This window comes from Paenibacillus sp. Y859 (assembly GCF_056786405.1).
Genome location: NZ_JBXCIZ010000011.1, coordinates 51,785 through 71,121, shown reverse-complemented (window position 1 = coordinate 71,121; position 19,337 = coordinate 51,785). Strand labels below are relative to the sequence as shown.

19 protein-coding genes and 1 pseudogene are annotated in these 19,337 nt (G+C 40.2%); 15 read left to right on the top strand and 5 right to left on the bottom strand.

The features are described from left to right. The first annotated feature begins 72 nt into the window (after positions 1 to 72). Entirely contained in the window at positions 73 to 537 is a 465-nt protein-coding gene (locus AC1TO8_RS18660) for a low molecular weight protein-tyrosine-phosphatase (protein WP_482057137.1), read from the top strand. 365 nt (positions 538 to 902) lie between these two features. Here AC1TO8_RS18660 and AC1TO8_RS18655 read toward each other — a convergent pair whose 3' ends face one another. Continuing rightward, positions 903 to 1,634, bottom strand: a complete 732-nt coding sequence (locus AC1TO8_RS18655; protein WP_482057136.1) for an alpha/beta hydrolase — start codon at positions 1,632 to 1,634, stop codon at positions 903 to 905. A 245-nt stretch (positions 1,635 to 1,879) separates the two neighbouring features. Here AC1TO8_RS18655 and pdhA point away from each other — a divergent pair, with 245 nt between their 5' ends. The 5 genes from pdhA (at position 1,880) to AC1TO8_RS18630 (ending at position 7,060) form a co-directional block, all read left to right on the top strand. Next, positions 1,880 to 2,947 (top strand): pyruvate dehydrogenase (acetyl-transferring) E1 component subunit alpha, encoded by a 1,068-nt coding sequence (gene pdhA / locus AC1TO8_RS18650; RefSeq protein WP_482057135.1) that lies wholly within the window; start codon positions 1,880 to 1,882, stop codon positions 2,945 to 2,947. Between the two features lie 71 nt (positions 2,948 to 3,018). Continuing rightward, complete coding sequence (locus tag AC1TO8_RS18645; protein ID WP_482057134.1) at positions 3,019 to 3,996, top strand: alpha-ketoacid dehydrogenase subunit beta; 978 nt, start codon at positions 3,019 to 3,021, stop codon at positions 3,994 to 3,996. Positions 3,997 to 4,029: 33 nt separating this feature from the next. Continuing rightward, positions 4,030 to 5,328 (top strand): dihydrolipoamide acetyltransferase family protein, encoded by a 1,299-nt coding sequence (locus AC1TO8_RS18640; RefSeq protein WP_482057133.1) that lies wholly within the window; start codon positions 4,030 to 4,032, stop codon positions 5,326 to 5,328. Positions 5,329 to 5,330: 2 nt separating this feature from the next. After that, positions 5,331 to 6,755 (top strand): dihydrolipoyl dehydrogenase, encoded by a 1,425-nt coding sequence (gene lpdA, locus AC1TO8_RS18635; RefSeq protein WP_482057132.1) that lies wholly within the window; start codon positions 5,331 to 5,333, stop codon positions 6,753 to 6,755. Between the two features lie 104 nt (positions 6,756 to 6,859). Continuing rightward, positions 6,860 to 7,060 (top strand): PA14 domain-containing protein, encoded by a 201-nt coding sequence (locus AC1TO8_RS18630; protein ID WP_482057200.1) that lies wholly within the window; start codon positions 6,860 to 6,862, stop codon positions 7,058 to 7,060. A gap of 58 nt (positions 7,061 to 7,118) precedes the next feature. Here the strand turns inward: AC1TO8_RS18630 and AC1TO8_RS18625 are convergent, their stop codons facing one another. Then, positions 7,119 to 7,274, bottom strand: coding sequence for a Spo0E family sporulation regulatory protein-aspartic acid phosphatase (locus AC1TO8_RS18625; RefSeq protein ID WP_482057131.1), 156 nt, complete (start codon positions 7,272 to 7,274; stop codon positions 7,119 to 7,121). A 713-nt stretch (positions 7,275 to 7,987) separates the two neighbouring features. On the opposite strand from AC1TO8_RS18625, the gene AC1TO8_RS18620 reads away from it, so the two are divergent. The 3 genes from AC1TO8_RS18620 to AC1TO8_RS18610 all read left to right on the top strand — a co-directional run bounded on the left by AC1TO8_RS18620 (position 7,988) and on the right by AC1TO8_RS18610 (position 9,834). Next, positions 7,988 to 8,182, top strand: coding sequence for a hypothetical protein (locus tag AC1TO8_RS18620; protein ID WP_482057130.1), 195 nt, complete (start codon positions 7,988 to 7,990; stop codon positions 8,180 to 8,182). A gap of 352 nt (positions 8,183 to 8,534) precedes the next feature. After that, positions 8,535 to 9,329, top strand: coding sequence for a thymidylate synthase (thyA, locus tag AC1TO8_RS18615; RefSeq protein WP_482057129.1), 795 nt, complete (start codon positions 8,535 to 8,537; stop codon positions 9,327 to 9,329). Positions 9,330 to 9,348: 19 nt separating this feature from the next. Then, on the top strand, positions 9,349 to 9,834 hold the full coding sequence (locus AC1TO8_RS18610; RefSeq protein WP_482057128.1) for a dihydrofolate reductase: 486 nt from the start codon (positions 9,349 to 9,351) through the stop codon (positions 9,832 to 9,834). Positions 9,835 to 9,921: 87 nt separating this feature from the next. Here the strand turns inward: AC1TO8_RS18610 and AC1TO8_RS18605 are convergent, their stop codons facing one another. Further along, positions 9,922 to 10,188, bottom strand: coding sequence for an AbrB/MazE/SpoVT family DNA-binding domain-containing protein (locus AC1TO8_RS18605; RefSeq protein ID WP_482057127.1), 267 nt, complete (start codon positions 10,186 to 10,188; stop codon positions 9,922 to 9,924). Between the two features lie 425 nt (positions 10,189 to 10,613). Here AC1TO8_RS18605 and AC1TO8_RS18600 point away from each other — a divergent pair, with 425 nt between their 5' ends. Beyond that, entirely contained in the window at positions 10,614 to 12,866 is a 2,253-nt protein-coding gene (locus AC1TO8_RS18600; RefSeq protein WP_482057126.1) for a type IA DNA topoisomerase, read from the top strand. Positions 12,867 to 12,885: 19 nt separating this feature from the next. On the opposite strand, the gene AC1TO8_RS18595 is transcribed toward AC1TO8_RS18600, so the two are convergent. Together AC1TO8_RS18595 and AC1TO8_RS18590 are read right to left on the bottom strand one after the other, a co-directional pair. After that, on the bottom strand, positions 12,886 to 13,647 hold the full coding sequence (locus AC1TO8_RS18595; protein WP_482057125.1) for an HAD family hydrolase: 762 nt from the start codon (positions 13,645 to 13,647) through the stop codon (positions 12,886 to 12,888). A 12-nt stretch (positions 13,648 to 13,659) separates the two neighbouring features. Continuing rightward, positions 13,660 to 14,577: an ArsR/SmtB family transcription factor gene (locus AC1TO8_RS18590; RefSeq protein ID WP_482057124.1), complete on the bottom strand. Its 918-nt coding sequence runs from the start codon at positions 14,575 to 14,577 to the stop codon at positions 13,660 to 13,662. Between the two features lie 120 nt (positions 14,578 to 14,697). Here AC1TO8_RS18590 and AC1TO8_RS18585 point away from each other — a divergent pair. The 5 genes and pseudogenes from AC1TO8_RS18585 to AC1TO8_RS18565 form a co-directional block, all read left to right on the top strand. Beyond that, positions 14,698 to 14,985 (top strand): annotated as a pseudogene (locus AC1TO8_RS18585) (MFS transporter); the annotation flags it as partial. Between the two features lie 122 nt (positions 14,986 to 15,107). Continuing rightward, complete coding sequence (locus AC1TO8_RS18580) at positions 15,108 to 15,833, top strand: phosphonate ABC transporter ATP-binding protein (protein WP_482057123.1); 726 nt, start codon at positions 15,108 to 15,110, stop codon at positions 15,831 to 15,833. A 128-nt stretch (positions 15,834 to 15,961) separates the two neighbouring features. Then, a complete protein-coding gene (locus AC1TO8_RS18575) occupies positions 15,962 to 17,173 on the top strand; it encodes an FG-GAP repeat domain-containing protein (protein WP_482057122.1) in 1,212 nt (403 codons plus the stop codon). Next, entirely contained in the window at positions 17,170 to 17,868 is a 699-nt protein-coding gene (locus AC1TO8_RS18570) for a response regulator transcription factor (protein WP_482057121.1), read from the top strand. Before AC1TO8_RS18575 ends, AC1TO8_RS18570 begins: the two co-directional genes overlap by 4 nt. Next, positions 17,865 to 19,262 carry a sensor histidine kinase gene (locus tag AC1TO8_RS18565; protein ID WP_482057120.1) on the top strand — a complete coding sequence of 466 codons (1,398 nt, stop codon included), beginning with the start codon at positions 17,865 to 17,867 and terminating at the stop codon, positions 19,260 to 19,262. Before AC1TO8_RS18570 ends, AC1TO8_RS18565 begins: the two co-directional genes overlap by 4 nt. Positions 19,263 to 19,337 lie beyond the last annotated feature (75 nt).

The window sequence follows — 19,337 nt, the reverse complement described above, 5'->3', positions numbered from 1 at the left end:
GGGTTGTACAAATGTTAAGTATTGTTGGTACAATTAAAGGGAAGCAGAATTCAAAAAAAGGATGAGGATTGTATGATTAACGTAATATTTGTTTGTTTGGGTAATATCTGTCGTTCACCAATGGCTGAAGCTGTACTGCGTGATAAAATTAAGATCGATGGATTAGATGAACGGATTACAGTGGATTCCGCAGGAACAGGGGATTGGCATATTGGTCATCCTCCACATGAAGGAACTAGGAAGTTATTAGATGAACGGAGTATTAGTTACGAAGGGATGGTCGCAAGACAAGTGTCAAGCGAAGACTTTACAAATTTCGACTATGTCGTATGTATGGATCAATCCAATCTGTCTAACCTCCGAAAAGTAAAAGGAGGAGAAGACGCTCAGATTATTAGTTATATGGATTTATTACCTAATGAGACTTTACGCGAAGTGCCTGATCCATACTTTACAGGGAATTTTGAAGAGGTATACGCGTTAATGGACGCTGGTTGTTCAGTATTGCTAGACAAGATAAAGAAAGAAAAGTTATAATTCCACTTAAAGAGGAAGTTCAAAAAGTCATCTTTTGATCACGAAGCATAGCAAGGAGTGTATTCGACATCGAATATTGGATTCAGCCGGTCTTTCCGGTGCTCACGTAGGTACTGCCTACGCTCCGCTCCTCACTCCCTATCTTCATCCAATCTTCTCGGTGCTGAAAATTTGACTTTTTGAACTCGCAATTAAAGAGGAAGTTCAAAAAGTCATCTTTTCGAACTTGCACCCATGGGCATGTCACAACATGCCATTTTTTGAAGGTGAAGTGAAAGCGTAATCATTGAGGAGCGGAAAGAATGAACCCTAATTCTCCTTCTATAGAAAGAAGAGTATTAGGATTCACGGTTGCAGGGAAAACCTTATTCTTGTAGGAAATATAACAGTGCTTCTGGTAATTCCTTCTGCCAGAAACCCCAAAGATGTCGACCGTCTTTCTCTTCATAGTGGACTTGTGCTCCACGGGATTGTAACAGATTCTGTGTGTCCCTGTTAAGTTGAACGAAGTTGTATACTCCGGTATCGGTCTGGAACTCATTCTCCTGTAGGCCGACAATCATGTAGATGTTCAACCAAGACAAATCTTGTTGAGAAGCAATGATTTCTTGAGATGCTTCATAGTATGCACCAGACAGGCTAAGAACTCTGGTGAACAGATGTGGGTATTGAAGTGCTATATGAAGAGATACGCTTCCACCGAGGGAATCACCTGCGATCACGATGTCATCTGGGTTTGTTCTTACAGGATATTTGCCACTTACATAGGGAATAATCTCTTCAGCGAAGCATTTCATATAGTTGTGGAATCTGTCCCCGAATGGTGCATACTCTGCCGTTCGGACCGATGTGTCCACTTCAACACCTACAATTATGAAAGGTTCTGCACCTTCATCGAGAATGAGGCGATTGGCAATAGTGGCAATTCTCCCGAAATTAAAAAATTCTTCTCCATCTTGGCAATAAACAACAGGATAACTTACAAGCTCATTATAACCAGGTGGGAAGTAAATACGGAGGTTACGTGTTTCATTTAAGAAGCTACTGGTTATATGATCCTTAATTATGGTTCTTTTCAAATACCGTGAATCGGTCATGAATGATCCCCTTTTCTCATAGTGTATTTTTGCAATAAGTAAAGTGATAAGATAAAATTGTTAAGAGACAATGAAGTGAACAAATGTTGACTGTTATACTACTTATATTACCCTGTTATATATACAAAAATCAATAATAATGAAATTAACTAGCATTTTCCTTTGACGAACGTATAGAACAGGTGTATAATAATCCTATAACAGGTGCACATGATAAATCAAATTATTTTGTCGAGGTGAAGAAAATGAGTAAGGTTCCTTATGAAGTGTATGCAGAGGAAGTAGAGGCATTATCTGTACTTTCTCCAGATGGTGAAATTGTTAATAAAGATATGATGCCGGATCTTACCGATGATCAATTGAAAGAAATTATGTATCGCATGGTATTTACTCGTACATGGGATGATCGCGCAGTTAATTTAGGACGTCAGGGCCGACTTGGTTTCTACGCTCCTGTATCTGGTCAAGAAGCGACTATGGTTGGTAGTGAGTTCGCTCTTCAGAAAGAAGACTTTATATGTCCAGGATATCGTGACATTCCACAGTTAGTGTGGCATGGTCTACCGCTTTATCAAGCATTCCTATACTCACGTGGTCACCAACATGGAGGTCAAATTCCAGAAGGTGTTAACGTATTAATGCCACAAATTATTATTGGTGCGCAAATCCTTCACGGAATGGGTATTGCAATGGGCTTCAAATTAAAGAAGCAGAAACAAGTGGCAATCGCTTATACGGGTGACGGTGGTTCATCTGAAGGTGACTTCTATGAAGGATTGAACTTTGCAGGCGTATATAAACTTCCTGTTATTTTCTTTGTACAGAACAATGGTTATGCAATCACTACTCCATTCTCTAAACAAACCGCTGCACTTTCAATTGCGCACAAAGCAGTTGCCGCAGGCATTAGAGGAATCAAAATTGATGGTATGGACATTTTTGCTGTCATAAGTGCTGTTCAACAAGCTGCTGAACGCGGTCGTAATGGAGAAGGCGCTACATTGATCGAAGCAGTTACGTATCGTTTCCGTCCGCACTCTTTGTCTGATGATACATCTAAGTATCGCACGAAAGATGAGGAAGCTGAATGGAGCGTTAAAGATCCAATTGTACGCTTTGCTAAATACTTGGAGAAGAAGGGTCTTTGGAATGAAGAAGACACTGCTCGCGTAAGAGAAGAAGCGAAAGCGAAAGTAAATGAAGAGATCAAGAAAGCAGAACAAGTTGAAAAAATGACGGTTTCAGGCTTGATTGACACTATGTTTGAACACACACCGCAACATCTTGAAGAACAAAAAGCTGATTTCGAATAAAAATAGATCCGTACCATTTTTAATAAATGACTTTTATTTGAATGTGAATGTTTAAGGAGGATAATGAAGCGATGGCACAAATGAACATGAAAGAAGCGATTCGCGATGCGATGCGCGTTGAGTTAGAGCGTGATCCGAATGTACTAATCTTCGGTGAAGACGTAGGGAATGTTGGTGGTGTTTTCCGTGTAACAGAAGGTTTGCAAAAAGAATTCGGAGAAGATCGTGTATTTGATACACCACTCGCTGAATCAGCAATCGGTGGTATGGCGGTTGGACTAGGAATTCAAGGATTCCGTCCTATTGCAGAGATTCAATTCATCGGATTTATCTTTGAAGCAATGGATCAAATAGTAATTCAAGCTGCACGTATGCGTTATCGTTCGGGAGGACGTTATAATTCTCCGATCGTATTCCGTACACCATTCGGTGGTGGAGTAAAGGCAGCTGAGCTGCACACGGATTCTTTAGAAGGTTTAATTACTCAAACTCCGGGTATAAAAGTAGTAGTACCTTCCAACCCTTATGATGCAAAAGGTCTCTTGATTGCTGCAATTCGCGATAATGACCCAGTATTCTTCATGGAACACTTGAATTTGTATCATGCATTCCGTGCAGAAGTACCAGAAGGTGAGTATACCGTTGAACTAGGTAAGGCGAACATCGTTCGCGAAGGTTCTGATGTAACGATCATATCTTATGGTATGACAGTTCATACAGCTACCAAAGCAGCGGATGAGTTGGAGAAGAGTGGAATTAAAGCTGAAATCATTGATCTTCGTACATTGAGTCCGCTTGATATCGATACGATCGTTACATCTATTAAGAAAACAAATCGTGCAATTGTTGTACAAGAAGCTCAAAAGAGCGCGGGTATTGCAGCGGAAGTTATTGCACAAATTAACGAGAAAGCTATTCTTCACCTTGAAGCTCCAGTTCTTCGTGTGGCGGGTCCGGATACCATTTATCCGTTTGCACAAATTGAAGATGCTTGGCTTCCAACACCAGCTCGTATTATTACTGCAGTAAACAAAGTAATGGAATTCTAAAATGGTTCCTGCACAAACAAGGAGGTAAACACATTGGCTAAATTTGAATATCGTTTCCCTGAATTAGGCGAAGGCTTACATGAAGGTGAAATTATTAAAATGCATATCAAGCAAGGCGATAAAATTACGGATGATGATATCATCATGGAAGTACAGAATGACAAAGCGGTCATTGAAGTTCCAAGTCCAGTGAATGGTACAGTACTTGAAGTACTAACGAAGGACGGACAAGTATGTCGTATCGGCGATGTCGTTGCAATTATTGATGCTGAAGGCGATATCCCTCATCAAGAAGATGCTCCTGCTGAAGCACAATCTACACAAGAAGCAGATGTTGCAAAAGGTAGTGCGGATACAACTTCTACACCAGCAGTAGTTGCTGATGTAGCTGCTCCAGTCGCTCCTAATAAAGACATTCTAGCTACACCTAGCGTTCGTAAATTCGCTCGTGAGCAAGGGATTGATATCTCTAATGTAACGGGTACAGGTACGAATGGTAAAATTACGAAGGAAGATGTTGAATCCTTCAAGAATGGTGGTCAGGCAACTGCAGCACCAGCAGCCGCTAGTGCATCTGAAGAAGCTACATCACAAGCATCCAGCACAACAACTGTTGCGGGTAATGTTAGTCTTGAAGAAGAACGCGTTCCATTCAAGGGTATTCGTAAAGCGATTGCGAATGCGATGGTTAAATCAGCGTATACCGCTCCACATGTTACGATTATGGACGAAGTAGACGTAACTGATCTGGTTGATTTCCGTACTCGTATGAAACCAATCGCAGAGAAAAAAGGAATCAAAGTTACTTATCTACCATTTATCGTAAAAGCATTGGTTGCCGCAAGTCGTCAATTCCCTGCTCTTAACGCGATGATTGATGAAGAAAGTAATGAAATTGTATACAAGAAATATTACAACATCGGTATTGCAACGGATACGCCTACAGGCTTGATCGTTCCAGTTATTAAAGATGCTGATCGTAAGAGCATCTGGATGATTGCTGAAGCTATTACTGACCTTGCAATTCGTGGACGCGATGGTAAATTGAGCGCGAGCGAAATGAGAGGTAGCACGATTTCAATTTCCAACATTGGTTCTGCTGGTGGTATGTTCTTCACTCCAATTATTAACTTCCCTGAAGTTGCTATCTTGGGTGTAGGTCGTATTTCTGACAAGCCAGTAATTAAGAACGGCGAAATTGTGGCAGCCAAAGTAATGGCATTGTCCTTAAGCTTCGACCATCGTATTATTGACGGCGCTACTGCACAACATTTCATGAACTATATTAAATCGCTACTCAATAATCCTGAGTCGCTAGTAATGGAGGTTTAATCATGGTAGTAGGAGACGCTTCTCTAGATATCGATACATTAGTAATTGGTGCAGGTCCTGGTGGTTATGTAGCAGCTATTCGAGCTGCTCAACTTGGCCAGAAGGTACTTATCGTAGATAAATCTGAAGTCGGCGGTGTATGTCTTAACCGTGGATGTATTCCTTCCAAAGCTTTGATCGCTGCTGCTCATCAATATGAGTCTGCACAACATGGCGAAGCATTTGGTGTGACTTCTGATAATGTGAAGGTAGACTTCTCTAAGACGCAAGAATATAAAAATGGTGTTGTTAAGAAATTGACTGGTGGAGTTGCTGGTCTACTTAAAGGGAATAAAGTAGAAGTATTCAATGGTGAATGTATGTTCATCAATGAGAACGAAGCTCGTGTCTTTAACGATCACGAATCCCCACGTTACCGTTTCAAGAACTGTATTATTGCTACAGGGTCTCGTCCAATCGAACTTAAACCATTTCCTTTCGGTGGTCGTATCATGTCTTCTACGGAAGCGTTGAACTTACCTGAAATTCCAAAAACGATGATTGTTATTGGCGGAGGATACATCGGAGCAGAACTTGGTCAAATGTATTCGAAGTTTGGAACGAAGGTTACGATCATTGAAGGCTTGGAATCCGTTCTAAACGGCTTCGATCCGGATATGACTAAGCTAGTTGTGAAGAGTATGGAGAAAACAGGTATTGAGATTATTACAAGTGCGAAGGCAGAAAGTGCTACACAAACAGATAAAGATGTTACAGTTAAATATTCTGTTGGTGGAGAAACGAAGGAAGTTACTGCTGAATACTTACTTGTAACCGTTGGTCGTCGTCCGAATACGGATGGTGAACTTGGTCTTGATCTTGTAGGTATCGAAATGGATGATCGTGGTCTAGTGAAGGTAGATCATCAAGGACGTACTAACTATCCGCATATCTTTGCTATTGGTGATATCGTTGCAGGTCCTGCACTTGCTCATAAAGCTTCATATGAAGGTAAAGTAGCTGCGGAAGTGATTGGTGGTCTTACATCTGTTGTTGATTACAAATGTATTCCTGCAGTAGCATTTACGGATCCTGAATGTGCTAGTGTTGGTTATACTGAGAAAGAAGCGAAGGAAAAAGGTTACAAAGTTGTTGTAGCTAAATTCCCATTTGCCGGTAACGGTCGTGCTCTATCTCTGAATAGCCCAGACGGCTTCGTGAAGCTAATCTCTGAAGAAGGTACAGATCTTGTACTAGGATGCCATATTGCTGGTATTGAAGCTTCCAACTTGATTGCTGAACTTGGTTTAGCTATTGAAATGGGTGCTACTTTGGAAGATATCGCATTGACAATTCATGCACATCCAACATTGGGTGAAATCGTGATGGAAGCTGCTGAGTTAGGTCTTGGTAATCCTATTCACGCGATAGCTCCTCGTAAAAAATAATAAGCATAAATATTATCAGAAGGGAGGAACGTAATTACGTTCCTCCTTTTTTTCTGCTGTTCTACACTTTTCATATTTACTCAGATGATGGTGCGTGACTATGGATCAATAAAGAGTTAATAATTGATCATTGGGAGCTCCAGGGAGATGGAGAGTTGACAGGTCGAATTTGGCTAGAAGCTGGTAAGAAGTGCGATATAAAGATGGAATATTTCAAAGGGCCGACTTTTGGACGCGCTCAGTTATCGTGGTCTGATAGCGATTTTATGTTTAAAGAAGTAGTACCATCTAAGGATTTTTTTTGATGGGTATAGTTTTCTTGAACTAAATCCAAGAAGGAGCCGCTTGCGCGACTCCCTTATTTCATTTTATAGGCTTCTGCTTAAGCATGGTGAATTGATTCAGTGCTTCATCTAAACGCTGACTAGTTTCTATGATTTCCCGGTCAGCCAGTTGTTTAATCATAGATAGTTTATTCAATTCTAACCGGAGTTCTTCAATTTTTCGGATTATATCCAAATCGAACAGCTCCCAAGATCAAATATCTATGTAATACGGGCACCGTGCACTGCGACCGTGGGGCGGACTTCCGCGACCATCCCGGGATGTCCGGTAGGTTTCGTCTATTCCTGCAGACTCATCAGGCGGTAATTATTAACTTAAAGATTAGAGCGAGAAAGGTAATGACCACAGAGATTCAATCACCCATGTGGCCATTAATTTACTGAAACATATTTTTTACCTTAGAAACCTTTTGTATATCCGCACAAGGTACCCACACTGGACCCTCTGACGTCCGTACCTTGGCGCGTTCGGGATCATTCGATACTTCCGCTACTCCCGTTATCTTTTCGCCATCGCGCAACAGCAGGGTGACACTTTGATTGCTGGCTGCAGGGGCAGGAGGTGTTTTTGTCTTTTCTACTGTCTACTATGATGGGAGCACATCACCTAGCCAGCGAATATAGAAACATCTTTTTGGAGGTTCCCTTTTTCCTAATCAAAGATACTACCCCTAGTATAATCAACATACCACAAGCCAAAAAGCTTAATAAACTTATAGCCATCCGCATGCTTTATTTCCCTTAAATATGATAATATATGACAAACTTAGTCTATCAGAACTAGGTAGATGTTACCATATAAAATGATATTTTTTTATTATTTACTTGAATAAAGAACGTATATTCGCATATAATAAGAACGAACGTTCGAGAAAAGGGGTGAATGTCATGCCAGTAAAATATGTCGGTCAAGTCGTTGAAATTGTATATATGGACCGATCAGGTAAGATCACGCAGCGTCGTATTGAGGTGAATTCTATTCGCAATGGACTGATTAAAGCGACCTGCCTTAAGACTGGATCACCACGGACATTTAGCCAGGGCAATGTGCTGGCATGGCAGCCTATTAATAAAATAGCTTAGAGATGAGAGTGTGTTGGAGGATCTAGAGCGGAACATATTGAGGATCCTTTATAATTATTATTCAATGCATAAAATATTTCCTAGTATTAAAGAGCTACAAATAAAAACAGGTAAGAAAGAACTGCATTAGTTGGGAAGGGAAGAAGAGAGTAGTCATCGTTCAACGCCTTCGAGAGATACAGAATACTGGAGTAGTTATTAAAGTGACAGTGGGTTCGGATTGTAGTTATAATAGAAGTAAGTATAGATGATCTATTAAACGATGTGTTTACGATGATAATGAATGTAGTCGTATAATGTTGGATCATAAAAAAATTACAGATATAGAATAATTGTGAGGTGCGTATTAACAATGAAAAACTATTTAGAATTGTTACAGGATATTTTAGCCAATGGTACACCAAAAGAAGATCGGACAGGTACGGGTACGGTATCCGTATTCGGTCGCCAGCTTCGCTTCGATCTATCCAAAGGATTTCCTTTGTTAACGACTAAAAGAATTCATCTGAAGTCGGTCATCCATGAGTTGCTATGGTTTATTAGTGGGGACACGAATACAAAGTATTTGCAAGAAAATGGCGTCTCGATCTGGGATGAATGGGCAGACGAGAATGGTGAATTAGGTCCAGTCTATGGTTCTCAATGGAGAGCGTGGGAATCGACTAGCGGTGAGAAAATTGATCAACTGGCAAACGTCATTGAAGCGATTAAGAATAACCCTGATTCACGGCGTCATATTGTTAGTGCGTGGAATGTGGGCGAAATTGATAATATGAAGCTACCTCCATGTCACTTTGTGTTCCAATTCTACGTAGCTGGCGGGAAGTTATCCTGTATGCTCACCATGCGGTCTGTAGACACGTTCTTAGGGCTTCCGTTTAACATTGCGAGTTATGCACTACTTACGCATATGGTGGCTCAGCAGTGCGGACTAGAGGTTGGAGAGTTTATTTGGTCTGGTGGCGATGTGCATATCTATTGTAATCATATGGAGCAAGTGGACAGACAGCTACAACGCGAGCCTTATGATCTCCCAACATTGGAAATTAAACGTAAACCGGATTCTATCTTTGATTACTGCTTCGAAGATTTCGAGTTCATTGATTACAAATATCATCCTGGAATAAAAGCTCCAGTCGCTATATAGAAGGGGAGGGTGAACAGACATGACTGTTACTATGATTTGGGCAATGGGACGAAATGGTGTTGTGGGGAAAGACAACGGAATGCCTTGGCATCTACCACATGATATGGCTTTCTTCAAACAGCAAACGATTGGGAAACCAGTTGTAATGGGGAGGAAAACATGGGAATCCTTCGGTGGTAAGCCTTTAAAGGATCGGATGAATATTATCATGACACGTGACCCGAACTATACAGCACAAGGTGCGCATGTTATTCGTACGGTAGAAGAGGTGTTAGACTTTGTACAAGATCAGGAGTTAATGGTCATAGGTGGGTCTCAGATTTATGCACAATGGATGCCCCTTGCGGATCGACTGCTTGTGACAAGAATAGATGCTGACTTTGAAGGTGAAACTGTTTTTCCAGAGACAGATTGGTCTGTTTGGACTTTAACTGAGGAAACACGTGGAATCCGAGATGACAAGAATCACTATGATCATCATTTCTGTACTTATATACGAAAGTAATATGAAATAGGGCTGTCTCCCTAAGAACCAGAATGTGGTCTTAGGGGGCAGCCCTATTATTGTTCAATTATATCAGATTAAATGGTTCTACTTGGAGAAATTCTGATTATATACTTCCATCATTTCTTCAAGAGCCGTTTTACTAATCATTTTACCTTTGAAATAAACAAGGTTCTCTGCATCTCCTGTAAAGATACAAGAAGGCTCATATTTCTTAAGTACAATACGATCTCCATCTACATAAATTTCTAATCCGTCCTTAATTTCAATACCTAGTGTTCTACGTAATTCTATAGGTAAAACAATACGACCTAATTCATCTACTTTTCTTACAATTCCTGTTGCTTTTAACATATTCATTTCCCCCTTTATAGTAAAACATAAAATTCGACAAAAAAACTATTATTCGACTTTTTATGCTATTCTTCTTTTGAATTTTATTCCTAATTGTAGTCTGTTGTCAACTAAAAAGTAATATAAAACCACTTATTATTCTTTTGATAGATTTTCCAATAGAATAAAAGTTATTTAATTACATTTTTCACAGTATATTAATCGACAAAATTCGCTAAAATATTCAAAAGAATATACATAAAAAATATTATTCTTATTGGTAGTTTAACACAGGTTACCAAAACCTCAGATTTCATAGATTGAGAAATAACATAGTTTACATAACTTTTATATGATACGATATATTAAAAGTGTGAGTTCAAAAGAGGACTTTTTTGAACAACCTCTAAAAGTGAATGAATTAGTATGTAAGGAGTGACAATCTATTGAAGACACTCATTATTGCGGAGAAACCGGATATGGGTCGAAATATAGCTGCCGCAATTGAGCCCAAGGCAAAAAACTATCGTTCTTATTTAGAAGGAGAACAATATATTATTACGTGGGCCATAGGTCATTTAATTGGACTAGCAGAGCCAGATGCATATGATGAAAAGTATAAGAAATGGAATATCAAAGATCTCCCTATTATTCCTGATCCATTTATGTTGGTGCCTAATGCAAGAACACTTGATCAACTTAAAGTTATTGAAGAACTAGCTAAACGAAGTGATTTGCTTATTAACTCATGCGATGCTGGGCGAGAAGGTCAGCATATATTCTCACTCATTCAGCGTCACTTGAAATTAACTCAGCCTGTCAAAAGGCTCTGGATATCGGATTTAACTCCTGAAACGATCAGGAAAGGATTTGCCGAGTTAAAAGAGGGGTCCGAGTATGAGAACTTAACCAAAGCGGCAAGGGCGCGTAGTGAGGCGGATTGGCTGATTGGGATGAATGGTTCTCGGGCGTTTACGACGAAGCATAATGTGCTGTTATCCGTAGGGAGGGTACAGACACCTGTTCTAGCGTTAATTTACGATAGGCAGAAACAGATTGAAGCCTTCTCATCATTAAAGTTCTTTGATTTGGAAGCCCATTTCACGCAAAACGAAGTTACGTACAAAGGAATGTGGCAAGGAGAACGAATGACGGATCAGCCTAAGATGGAGGCTTTAGCAGCTAAAGTTAAGGGGCAAGATGGAGTGATAGCTTCTTATGAAGTAAAAGAAACAAAAGAGCATCCCAATAAGTTATACGATTTGACTCTTCTCCAGCGTGAGGCTAACGGGAAATACTCATTCTCAGCTAAGAAGACATTAGATATTGCGCAAGCACTTTATGAGAAGCACAAAGTCATTTCGTATCCAAGGACGAACTCAAACTACGTGACTGAACAGAACATACCGGAAATGCATAAAACATTGTCTGTTCTACAAGGTACAGTGTACTCCGATTTGGTGGCGGGGGCAGATCGTAGCTTAGTTCATATTGGTAATAAAGCGATTTGTAATCCTTCAAAAGTAGAGGATCATCATGCAATTATGCCTACTCATCGTAAGGCAACCAATCTTAGTCCAGACGAACAGAAGTTATATGATCTCATCGTGCGTCGTTTTCTATCACAATTCTATCCAGCGGCTGAATATAAGGTTCATACCGTGATGACGGAAGTGGAAAGCGAGATGTTCAAAACAACGGTTAAAGAGCTATTAAGTTTAGGCTGGAAGATCATCATTTCCGATCAAAAGAAGGAAGTTGTCAAGAAGTCGAACGCAAAGGATAAGGAAGAAGACGACGAAGAGGAAAATGAAGTAAATGAACCATTCTCCATTATGCGAAATGATAGTGTTACATGCACAGATGCAATCGTAAAAGAGAAGGATACTCAACCGCCTAAGCACTTTACAGAAGGAACTCTTCTCAAAGCGATGGAAAGTGCGGGCAAGCAGATTGAGAACGAAGAGTTACGTGATGCCATGAAAGACTCTGGTTTAGGAACGCCAGCAACTCGAGCGGCTACCATTGAGCGGCTGAAGGGGGTAGGCTATGTAGGGATGCAAGGCAAAAGAATTGAACTCACGCAAAAAGGTCGCATGGTTATCGAATTAATTCGCGGTGCGGGTATTGAACTTCTAACTTCGCCTGAAATGACAGGGCAGTGGGAACGGCGATTGAACGAGATATCTCGTGGTACTGCGTCTGATCAGCAATTTATGGGCAATGTGAAGAAATTCGCTACGATGATCGTGGACAAGGTTCGTGTGCAATCTCGAGCGGATAAGACATCTTTTGAGAGTGAGCCCTCAACACAGAGAACTACCACGAAGACTCAAGCAGCTAGTGGGAAATCAGCTTCTGCGAAGAGAAACAAAGTAGCCACTAAAGCAAGCTCAACCTCAGATACTGAGTCTTCTACAGGGGCTCCTCAAATCATTGGCAAGTGTCCACGACCTGGTTGTGGTGGGATGATATTCATGGGGCGTAAAGGTTATGGCTGCTCTCATTATAAAGAAGGTTGTAAGTTTGTCATCTGGAAAGAAAATTGTGGGCGAGTATTAACCGATACACAAGTGAAAGCACTTATTGAGAAGGGGAAGACAGGGAAGTTGAAGCTTTCCTTGGAGGATGGAACACCAAGTGAAGGTAAACTTCTTATAAAGAGCTTGGAGACAGGCGAACTCATGGTAGAGCCATAGCTCCAAACAACGGACCCCTTTAACCTAGGGTCCGTTGTTTCATTTCAAGATCTATTTTATGGGCGATGCATCGAGGGACTTCATCAATGGAGTTAGCTGTATAAAGGATTTGATTAGGAGTTCTTTCCAGTTCAATAATGTTATACTCCCATTCATTCGAAATTTGAATATGAATGCTACAGATTCCTGCAGTTAATGCAGGCATGACGTCGGTTCTAAGGGAATTACCAATCATCCAAGTGGATGAACGATCGAAGTGCCCACTTCGTAATATTTGCTCAAGACTATCTGTATTCTTATGTTCACGAATATAAATGCGATCATCGAAATACAATCTTAAATTCATTTGATCAATCTTCCGTTGTTGAATGACTGTCTCACCGCCTGTATAGAGATGCAGTTGATGACCATTGCTCTTAAGTAATTCGAGTGTCTCAACCATTCCTGGATAGGGCTCTACCTCTAGATCGTATACGCTAAGGCCCAACTGAAAGAGTTGATCTTCCTCATGAGGATGAATTAGCCGCTGGAATTTAGAACTAAAGTAACGGTAAGTATGGATGAGTGATTCAGGAAAGTTACCGCTTTTAAATCCAACGTCCTGCACCGAAGCGATATCAATCTGAATTTGCTTCTGTAGAATATCTTCGGTTGTTAGTTCATAATCACTGAACCAGTTATGTGTTAACTCAAGGAATTGATCGAGAATAACTCCGAAATATTTGTTGCAATGAATGAGTGTATCATCCAGATCAAATAGAATTTGTTGACGCGTATTCAATAAATTTCACTCCTAAAGCTGGATATATGATTCTAAGAACATTCGAAGTTCTGCTACACCATCGGGACGGATACTGAATTTGTCGTTGTTGCGATCGCTGAGATGAATACGTAGGAACCCGGCAACTCGTAGAATCATGAGATGGTGCATCAGTGACTCCATAGGTTGCTTCAGGTCACGGTGCATATCAGCAAGCGACTTGGGTTGATCTGCGACATATCGAAGTAAACGAAGTCGATTGTGATCAGCAAGGGCATGGGTCATACGAGTAAGACACATAGGTGGCTCTTCTTCATTATCTTCAGGTACATCTACAGGATATTGAATAAGTAGCATATTCGTATAGAAACAAAACGTATTAATAGGACGATTATGAACTGTAGGGAAGAGCACAATCGTTTCTAAATCCTGCATATCCTCAACTATGAGACCACCGGAAGCGTATTCAATTAAATTCTCGGGATCCATTTTGGTCAATAGAGTTTTCTTTTCCAAAGCATCTTCTTCGAGAAGAGGTTTAATCTCGTGTTCAATGTCTTTGAAATAGTGAAGATACCATAGTTTTAACAAAGGTACATAGTTATCACGTATCCGTCTTATATCGTCAATAGACAAGGTAGGCAGATATGGATTCGCTATATTGAATAGGGATTCGGCACTACAATGATGTATTTGTTCAAGAAAAGGATCAACATTGTCACCTGTTTGTCTATGGATGATCCAGATATACAACACATCAAAATCAGAGAATGGCCAAGAAGAAACCGGAGTTAATGCGGTACGTACGTTTGCTGAAAGTTGATTATCTACCTGGTGAATCCAATCAGGACCAATATCCATGTTGTCAGTCCACTTTTTTGAAGTATATACCATAAAACTTGCCATGAGTTCATAGATCGATGATACATCAACATTTACTTTATAATCCATGTCATTCATACCTTTCCATCATTTCGTACACTTCTTTTATTATCGCTTGTTCAGATCGTTATTGTCCACTATAATGTGGAATAGTTTAAGGGAGGCAGCAGCGTGTCGATCGATACTAACATGACTAAACTTACGCATCACCAAGTAACACGTTCTCATTATCTCATACTCATCGCTGTCATTGTAGTCACAGGAATAACGCAAGGGAGGCTTCTTCCGTTGTTAGCCATTCTATTAGACCAGATGGGCGTATCAGAAATGATGAACGGTTTGAATTCAGCCGCACTGTATATAGGATCCTTTGGGATGATGATCGTGGCAGAAAAGGTACTAGGAGCTTTAGGCTTTAAGAAATTAATTGTTAGTGGGCTGGTGCTTGTACTGCTAAGTCAGCTTGTTTATTGTTTGGAATAGCAGGGTTTCGGTATCGTCCGTCGAAATAGTAATAGCTATAGAATGTTTGTTCGCATGGAAATCTATCGTCTTTTCCAATACACTAATAGGAAAGGACTAAGAGGAGTGTCATATTGATGATTACTATAGGACGTCTGAGTAAATTTGTTGGGGCACAAAAAGATGTTGTTCTTCATGATGTGAATATCCAATTCCATAAAGGGGAATTGATTACGATAGTGGGCGCTAGTGGTAGCGGGAAAAGTATGTTGCTTCGCTGCCTGTCGTTAGATATGAAATGGGATCAAGGAACTTTCGATGTAGATGGGGTTGATGTGCTTAGTCTCGGGATAGTTGGCAAAATGAAATTCAAAAAAGAATGGGCATACTTAGAACAAAGCCCGCAGTTTAGTCCGAAACGTACAGCTCTAAAAAATGTACTCATTGGTCAATCTAATCAGACACCATGGTGGCGTATGTTGACAGGTATGGTTCGTTCAGATGACTATATGGGTGCAATGGACGTTATCGAGAACGTGGGTCTTCTGGAGAAGGCTCATTTAAAGATGGGGCAATTAAGCGGTGGTGAGCGTCAACGGGTTGCTATTGCACGCGCTCTTGTACATGGAGCGAAGGTTATACTTGCAGATGAGCCCGTCGTCGGACTAGATCCCAAATCGGTTGAAAGCGTGCTTGAACAGTTAAGAACGTTGTGCAAAGAAGAGAGAGTGACGGTATTAACTGTGATTCCCCTTGAACTTGCGGAGAGATATGGAAGCAGAATTATTGGTCTTTCTAAAGGTAAAATAATGTTTGACGTTAAAGGTCGTCGTCTCACACAGCAAGAGAAGAACATGATATAAATCAATGAGTGTCAATATAGAAAAGAGTGATGTGGGTGTACAAATCAAGCTTAATTCGAGCGTGTGCTGCTTGCTTGACCCTTTTTATTCTTGGAGGTTGCAGCATTATAAGTGATCCGGTTTCTCTGATGAAGACACCACAGATTTCTGCAGAGAATGAGTCGTTGCGTTCTTTCATTACAACTCAACTTCCCTTTGGGGCGGATTTGATTCGTGCTCGTAAGAATGATAATACAAGTCTTATACGTTTCGTTGATCTGAATAATGATGGTAAAAAGGAAGTTGTTGTATTCTATCAGACGAACGATCCAGCAGTTCCGTTACATGGTTCTATTTTTGAGGATCAGAATGGAACTTGGGTCCAACAAGTAACGTTTGATGGTGAAGGTAAAGTACTTGAATCATTGCAATTTCTGGACATAACGAATGATGGTAGTATCGATATTGTTGCTGGATTCTCAAGAGGTGAAGAGGAGCAGCAGAGTGGGCTCGTTATATATAGTTATAATGCTGGTATTCTTGATAAAGTGCATGACTTTTCATATACCCACTTCGTCATCGATGACCTGAATGAAGATGGTCTGAATGACCTTACGATCGTATCGTTGAAACGAAATGAGTATGCTCGAATGACAGTTTATCAATATGCTGCTGACGATTTTGTTGAGATAGATAAATTAGAAATGGAACCATTGCTTAATAATTATTACAAGGTTGTCGCAGGAAATGTGTTCACAGATAAGAAAGGGATCATATTAGATGCGGCGAGTGGATCAGGCGCGGGGTATTTCTATACTGAAGTTATTGTCATGGAGGAGAATAAGTTAATTCCTGTTCTCAATATGGATCAGACGTATAAAGATATCCAGATTTACAGTGAAGACGTCAATTCTGATGGTATTATTGAGGTTGGTGTCTTAGAGACGCCCATAGGGTGGGAACACTATAGCTTTGAAGAGATACCTTGGTTCTTCTCTTACTATCAATGGGATGGAGAAGAAGGAATGAGTTTTGTTAGACAGCAATATCATGATCATAAGAATAGATTTATGCTGAATTTCTTCTCGCCAGAATGGCATCACAACATTACGATTGATAACGAATCTAATAAAGATGAGTATTTAAGATTTAAGATGTTAGATACAGATAAGACGGTAGCTGAGATCAAATTCTTTACGCAACAAGAGTGGAACAATGACCATAGCACATGGGAGTTATTGGTTCGTGCTAGCGATAAAGTGATTGCATATAAAAGTTATGACATAGATCTCGAGCTAAATAAAAATAAAAAAGTGGAGACGGATGTAGCTCCAATCGAAAGGAAAGGAAGCCGCGAATGAGTAAAGTGTTAATTTTGGAGGATGAAGAATCTATTCGTAGTTTTATCGTCATTAATTTAAAGCGGAATGGGTTCGAAGTTGTTGAAGCCGCAGATGGTTATGAAGCGATTGACAAATTAACAACGATACCAGATATCGATATTGCACTTCTAGATGTTATGGTTCCTGGGATTGATGGATTCGAAGTGTGTAGAAGAATTAGAGAGACAAATGAACGGATTGGGATCATCTTCTTAACAGCCAAAGTGCAGGAGCAAGATAAAGTGTATGCACTATCTGTAGGTGCTGACGACCATATCAGCAAACCATTTAGTCCAACAGAGCTTATTGCTCGTATTCAATCATTATTGAGACGTGTAAGTGTTCATCGGCAGAATTCAGCAAAAGTTAGTTTTAACTCGGGACCTTTCGCGTTGGACTTAATTTCGAAACAATTCAAGAAGAACGGTATCGTTATTGAACTAACACCAACTGAATTTTCACTGATTCAATTTTTCCTAGAGAAAGAAACGACTCCACTAAGTAGGGATGTATTGTTAGATCATGTGTGGGGAAGAGAATATATGGGAGATCCGAAGATTGTGGATGTGAACATTCGTCGATTACGTCAAAAGATTGAAGAAAACCCTTCAGAACCAGAATATCTACAAACCGTATGGGGACATGGTTATAAATGGAAGGGCTATGTCCAATGACTAAGAAAGGTATACGCAGACAGATCGTCTTACACTATTTCATTGTAGTGTTCACGGCACTACTTCTTGTGGAAGTCATCTTTCTGTTAGCAATAAGAACGTATTACTATGATAGTGTGTACAGCCATATATCTAGCTCTGTAAGAAATTCAGAAAGATTCTATCAGAAGTTTCTGCTCTATGAGGAAGATAACATTGATTTATTATCAGACATGCTAGCCAACTTTAAGTTGGACTATACCGAACTTCAAATTTTGGATACAAAGGGCAAGGTACTTATCAATACAACCGAATTTAATCCAGATACAACGATAACGACGAGTGATATCCCTCAAGCTATTTCAGGAAATATAGGTAGATGGATAGGGCGTCAACCTTCAACGAATGAAGATGTCATGTCCGTGAGTAAACTGATACAAATTGGTGGAGAAGATACTTTTGTTCTGCGGTATACCACGTCATTAAAAACCTTAAATGATAAGTTATTGAATGTAACTATGCTATCGGTCGGAATTGGGATGTCAGTATTAGCTGTCGTACTTGCATTCAGTTTAGGACTTGCGAACTCAATCGTTAGGCCTCTGAATAACATTACTGCGGTGTCAGCACAAATGGCCAAGGGGAAGTATAAGGTCCGAGTAAAAGGCGATTACAAATATGAATTGGGTGAATTGGCAAGCACACTTAATCATATGGCTGAAGAAATTATTAGGGGTAATCAGATCAAAGATGATTTCATCTCCTCCATTTCTCATGAGTTAAGAACACCCCTAACGAGCATTAAGGGATGGAGTGAGACTGTCACTTCAGGAGGATATGACCCTGAAGAGACTGAGATCGGCATGCAGATTATTTCTAAAGAGACGGAACGGCTAATTGGCTTAGTTGAAGAAATATTGGACTTCTCCAAACTTCAGCAAAATGAGATGAAGCTTGTCGTTGGGGAAGTTGTTCTCAAAGAGTTACTTCAGGAAATTATGTTGAATATGTGGACAAAAGCGGAGAAGAAGGTTATTAAGCTTGTTCTAGAATCGGATGAGAACCCGATCGTATTCGCAGATGGTAACCGTCTCAAACAGGTCTTCTTGAACCTCGTTGACAATGCTATTAAATTCTCAGAAGAAAATAGCGATATCCGTATTGTATTAAATTGTTATCCTGGGCAAGTGGAAGTGGATGTTCAAGATAACGGTTTGGGCATTAGTGAAGAACATCTTAACAGAGTGCGAGATCGCTTCTTCCAAGTGAATCCTTTAAATGGAGGAACCGGCTTGGGGCTTGCGATATCCCAACAACTTGTGGAACAACATCAAGGAACGCTGGAAATCTTTAGTGCCCTGGGAGAGGGTACCACCGTTAGGGTTATGTTACCATTAGTGGCTGAATCTGTTTAGATTGAATATGATGGAACTCAAGGACAACAAGTAAGAGCGAAATCCTCACAATAGAGGAATTCGCTCTTACTTGTA

What these genes read in the sequence shown, in the direction of transcription:
- AC1TO8_RS18660 (WP_482057137.1), top strand. Translation starts at nt 73, where the DNA reads ATGATTAACGTAATATTTGTTTGTTTGGGTAATATCTGTCGTTCACCA.
- AC1TO8_RS18655 (WP_482057136.1), bottom strand. Translation starts at nt 1,634, where the DNA reads ATGACCGATTCACGGTATTTGAAAAGAACCATAATTAAGGATCATATA.
- pdhA (WP_482057135.1), top strand. Translation starts at nt 1,880, where the DNA reads ATGAGTAAGGTTCCTTATGAAGTGTATGCAGAGGAAGTAGAGGCATTA.
- AC1TO8_RS18645 (WP_482057134.1), top strand. Translation starts at nt 3,019, where the DNA reads ATGGCACAAATGAACATGAAAGAAGCGATTCGCGATGCGATGCGCGTT.
- lpdA (WP_482057132.1), top strand. Translation starts at nt 5,331, where the DNA reads ATGGTAGTAGGAGACGCTTCTCTAGATATCGATACATTAGTAATTGGT.
- AC1TO8_RS18620 (WP_482057130.1), top strand. Translation starts at nt 7,988, where the DNA reads ATGCCAGTAAAATATGTCGGTCAAGTCGTTGAAATTGTATATATGGAC.
- thyA (WP_482057129.1), top strand. Translation starts at nt 8,535, where the DNA reads ATGAAAAACTATTTAGAATTGTTACAGGATATTTTAGCCAATGGTACA.
- AC1TO8_RS18610 (WP_482057128.1), top strand. Translation starts at nt 9,349, where the DNA reads ATGACTGTTACTATGATTTGGGCAATGGGACGAAATGGTGTTGTGGGG.
- AC1TO8_RS18605 (WP_482057127.1), bottom strand. Translation starts at nt 10,188, where the DNA reads ATGTTAAAAGCAACAGGAATTGTAAGAAAAGTAGATGAATTAGGTCGT.
- AC1TO8_RS18590 (WP_482057124.1), bottom strand. Translation starts at nt 14,577, where the DNA reads ATGGATTATAAAGTAAATGTTGATGTATCATCGATCTATGAACTCATG.
- AC1TO8_RS18580 (WP_482057123.1), top strand. Translation starts at nt 15,108, where the DNA reads ATGATTACTATAGGACGTCTGAGTAAATTTGTTGGGGCACAAAAAGAT.
- AC1TO8_RS18575 (WP_482057122.1), top strand. Translation starts at nt 15,962, where the DNA reads ATGAAGACACCACAGATTTCTGCAGAGAATGAGTCGTTGCGTTCTTTC.
- AC1TO8_RS18570 (WP_482057121.1), top strand. Translation starts at nt 17,170, where the DNA reads ATGAGTAAAGTGTTAATTTTGGAGGATGAAGAATCTATTCGTAGTTTT.
- AC1TO8_RS18565 (WP_482057120.1), top strand. Translation starts at nt 17,865, where the DNA reads ATGACTAAGAAAGGTATACGCAGACAGATCGTCTTACACTATTTCATT.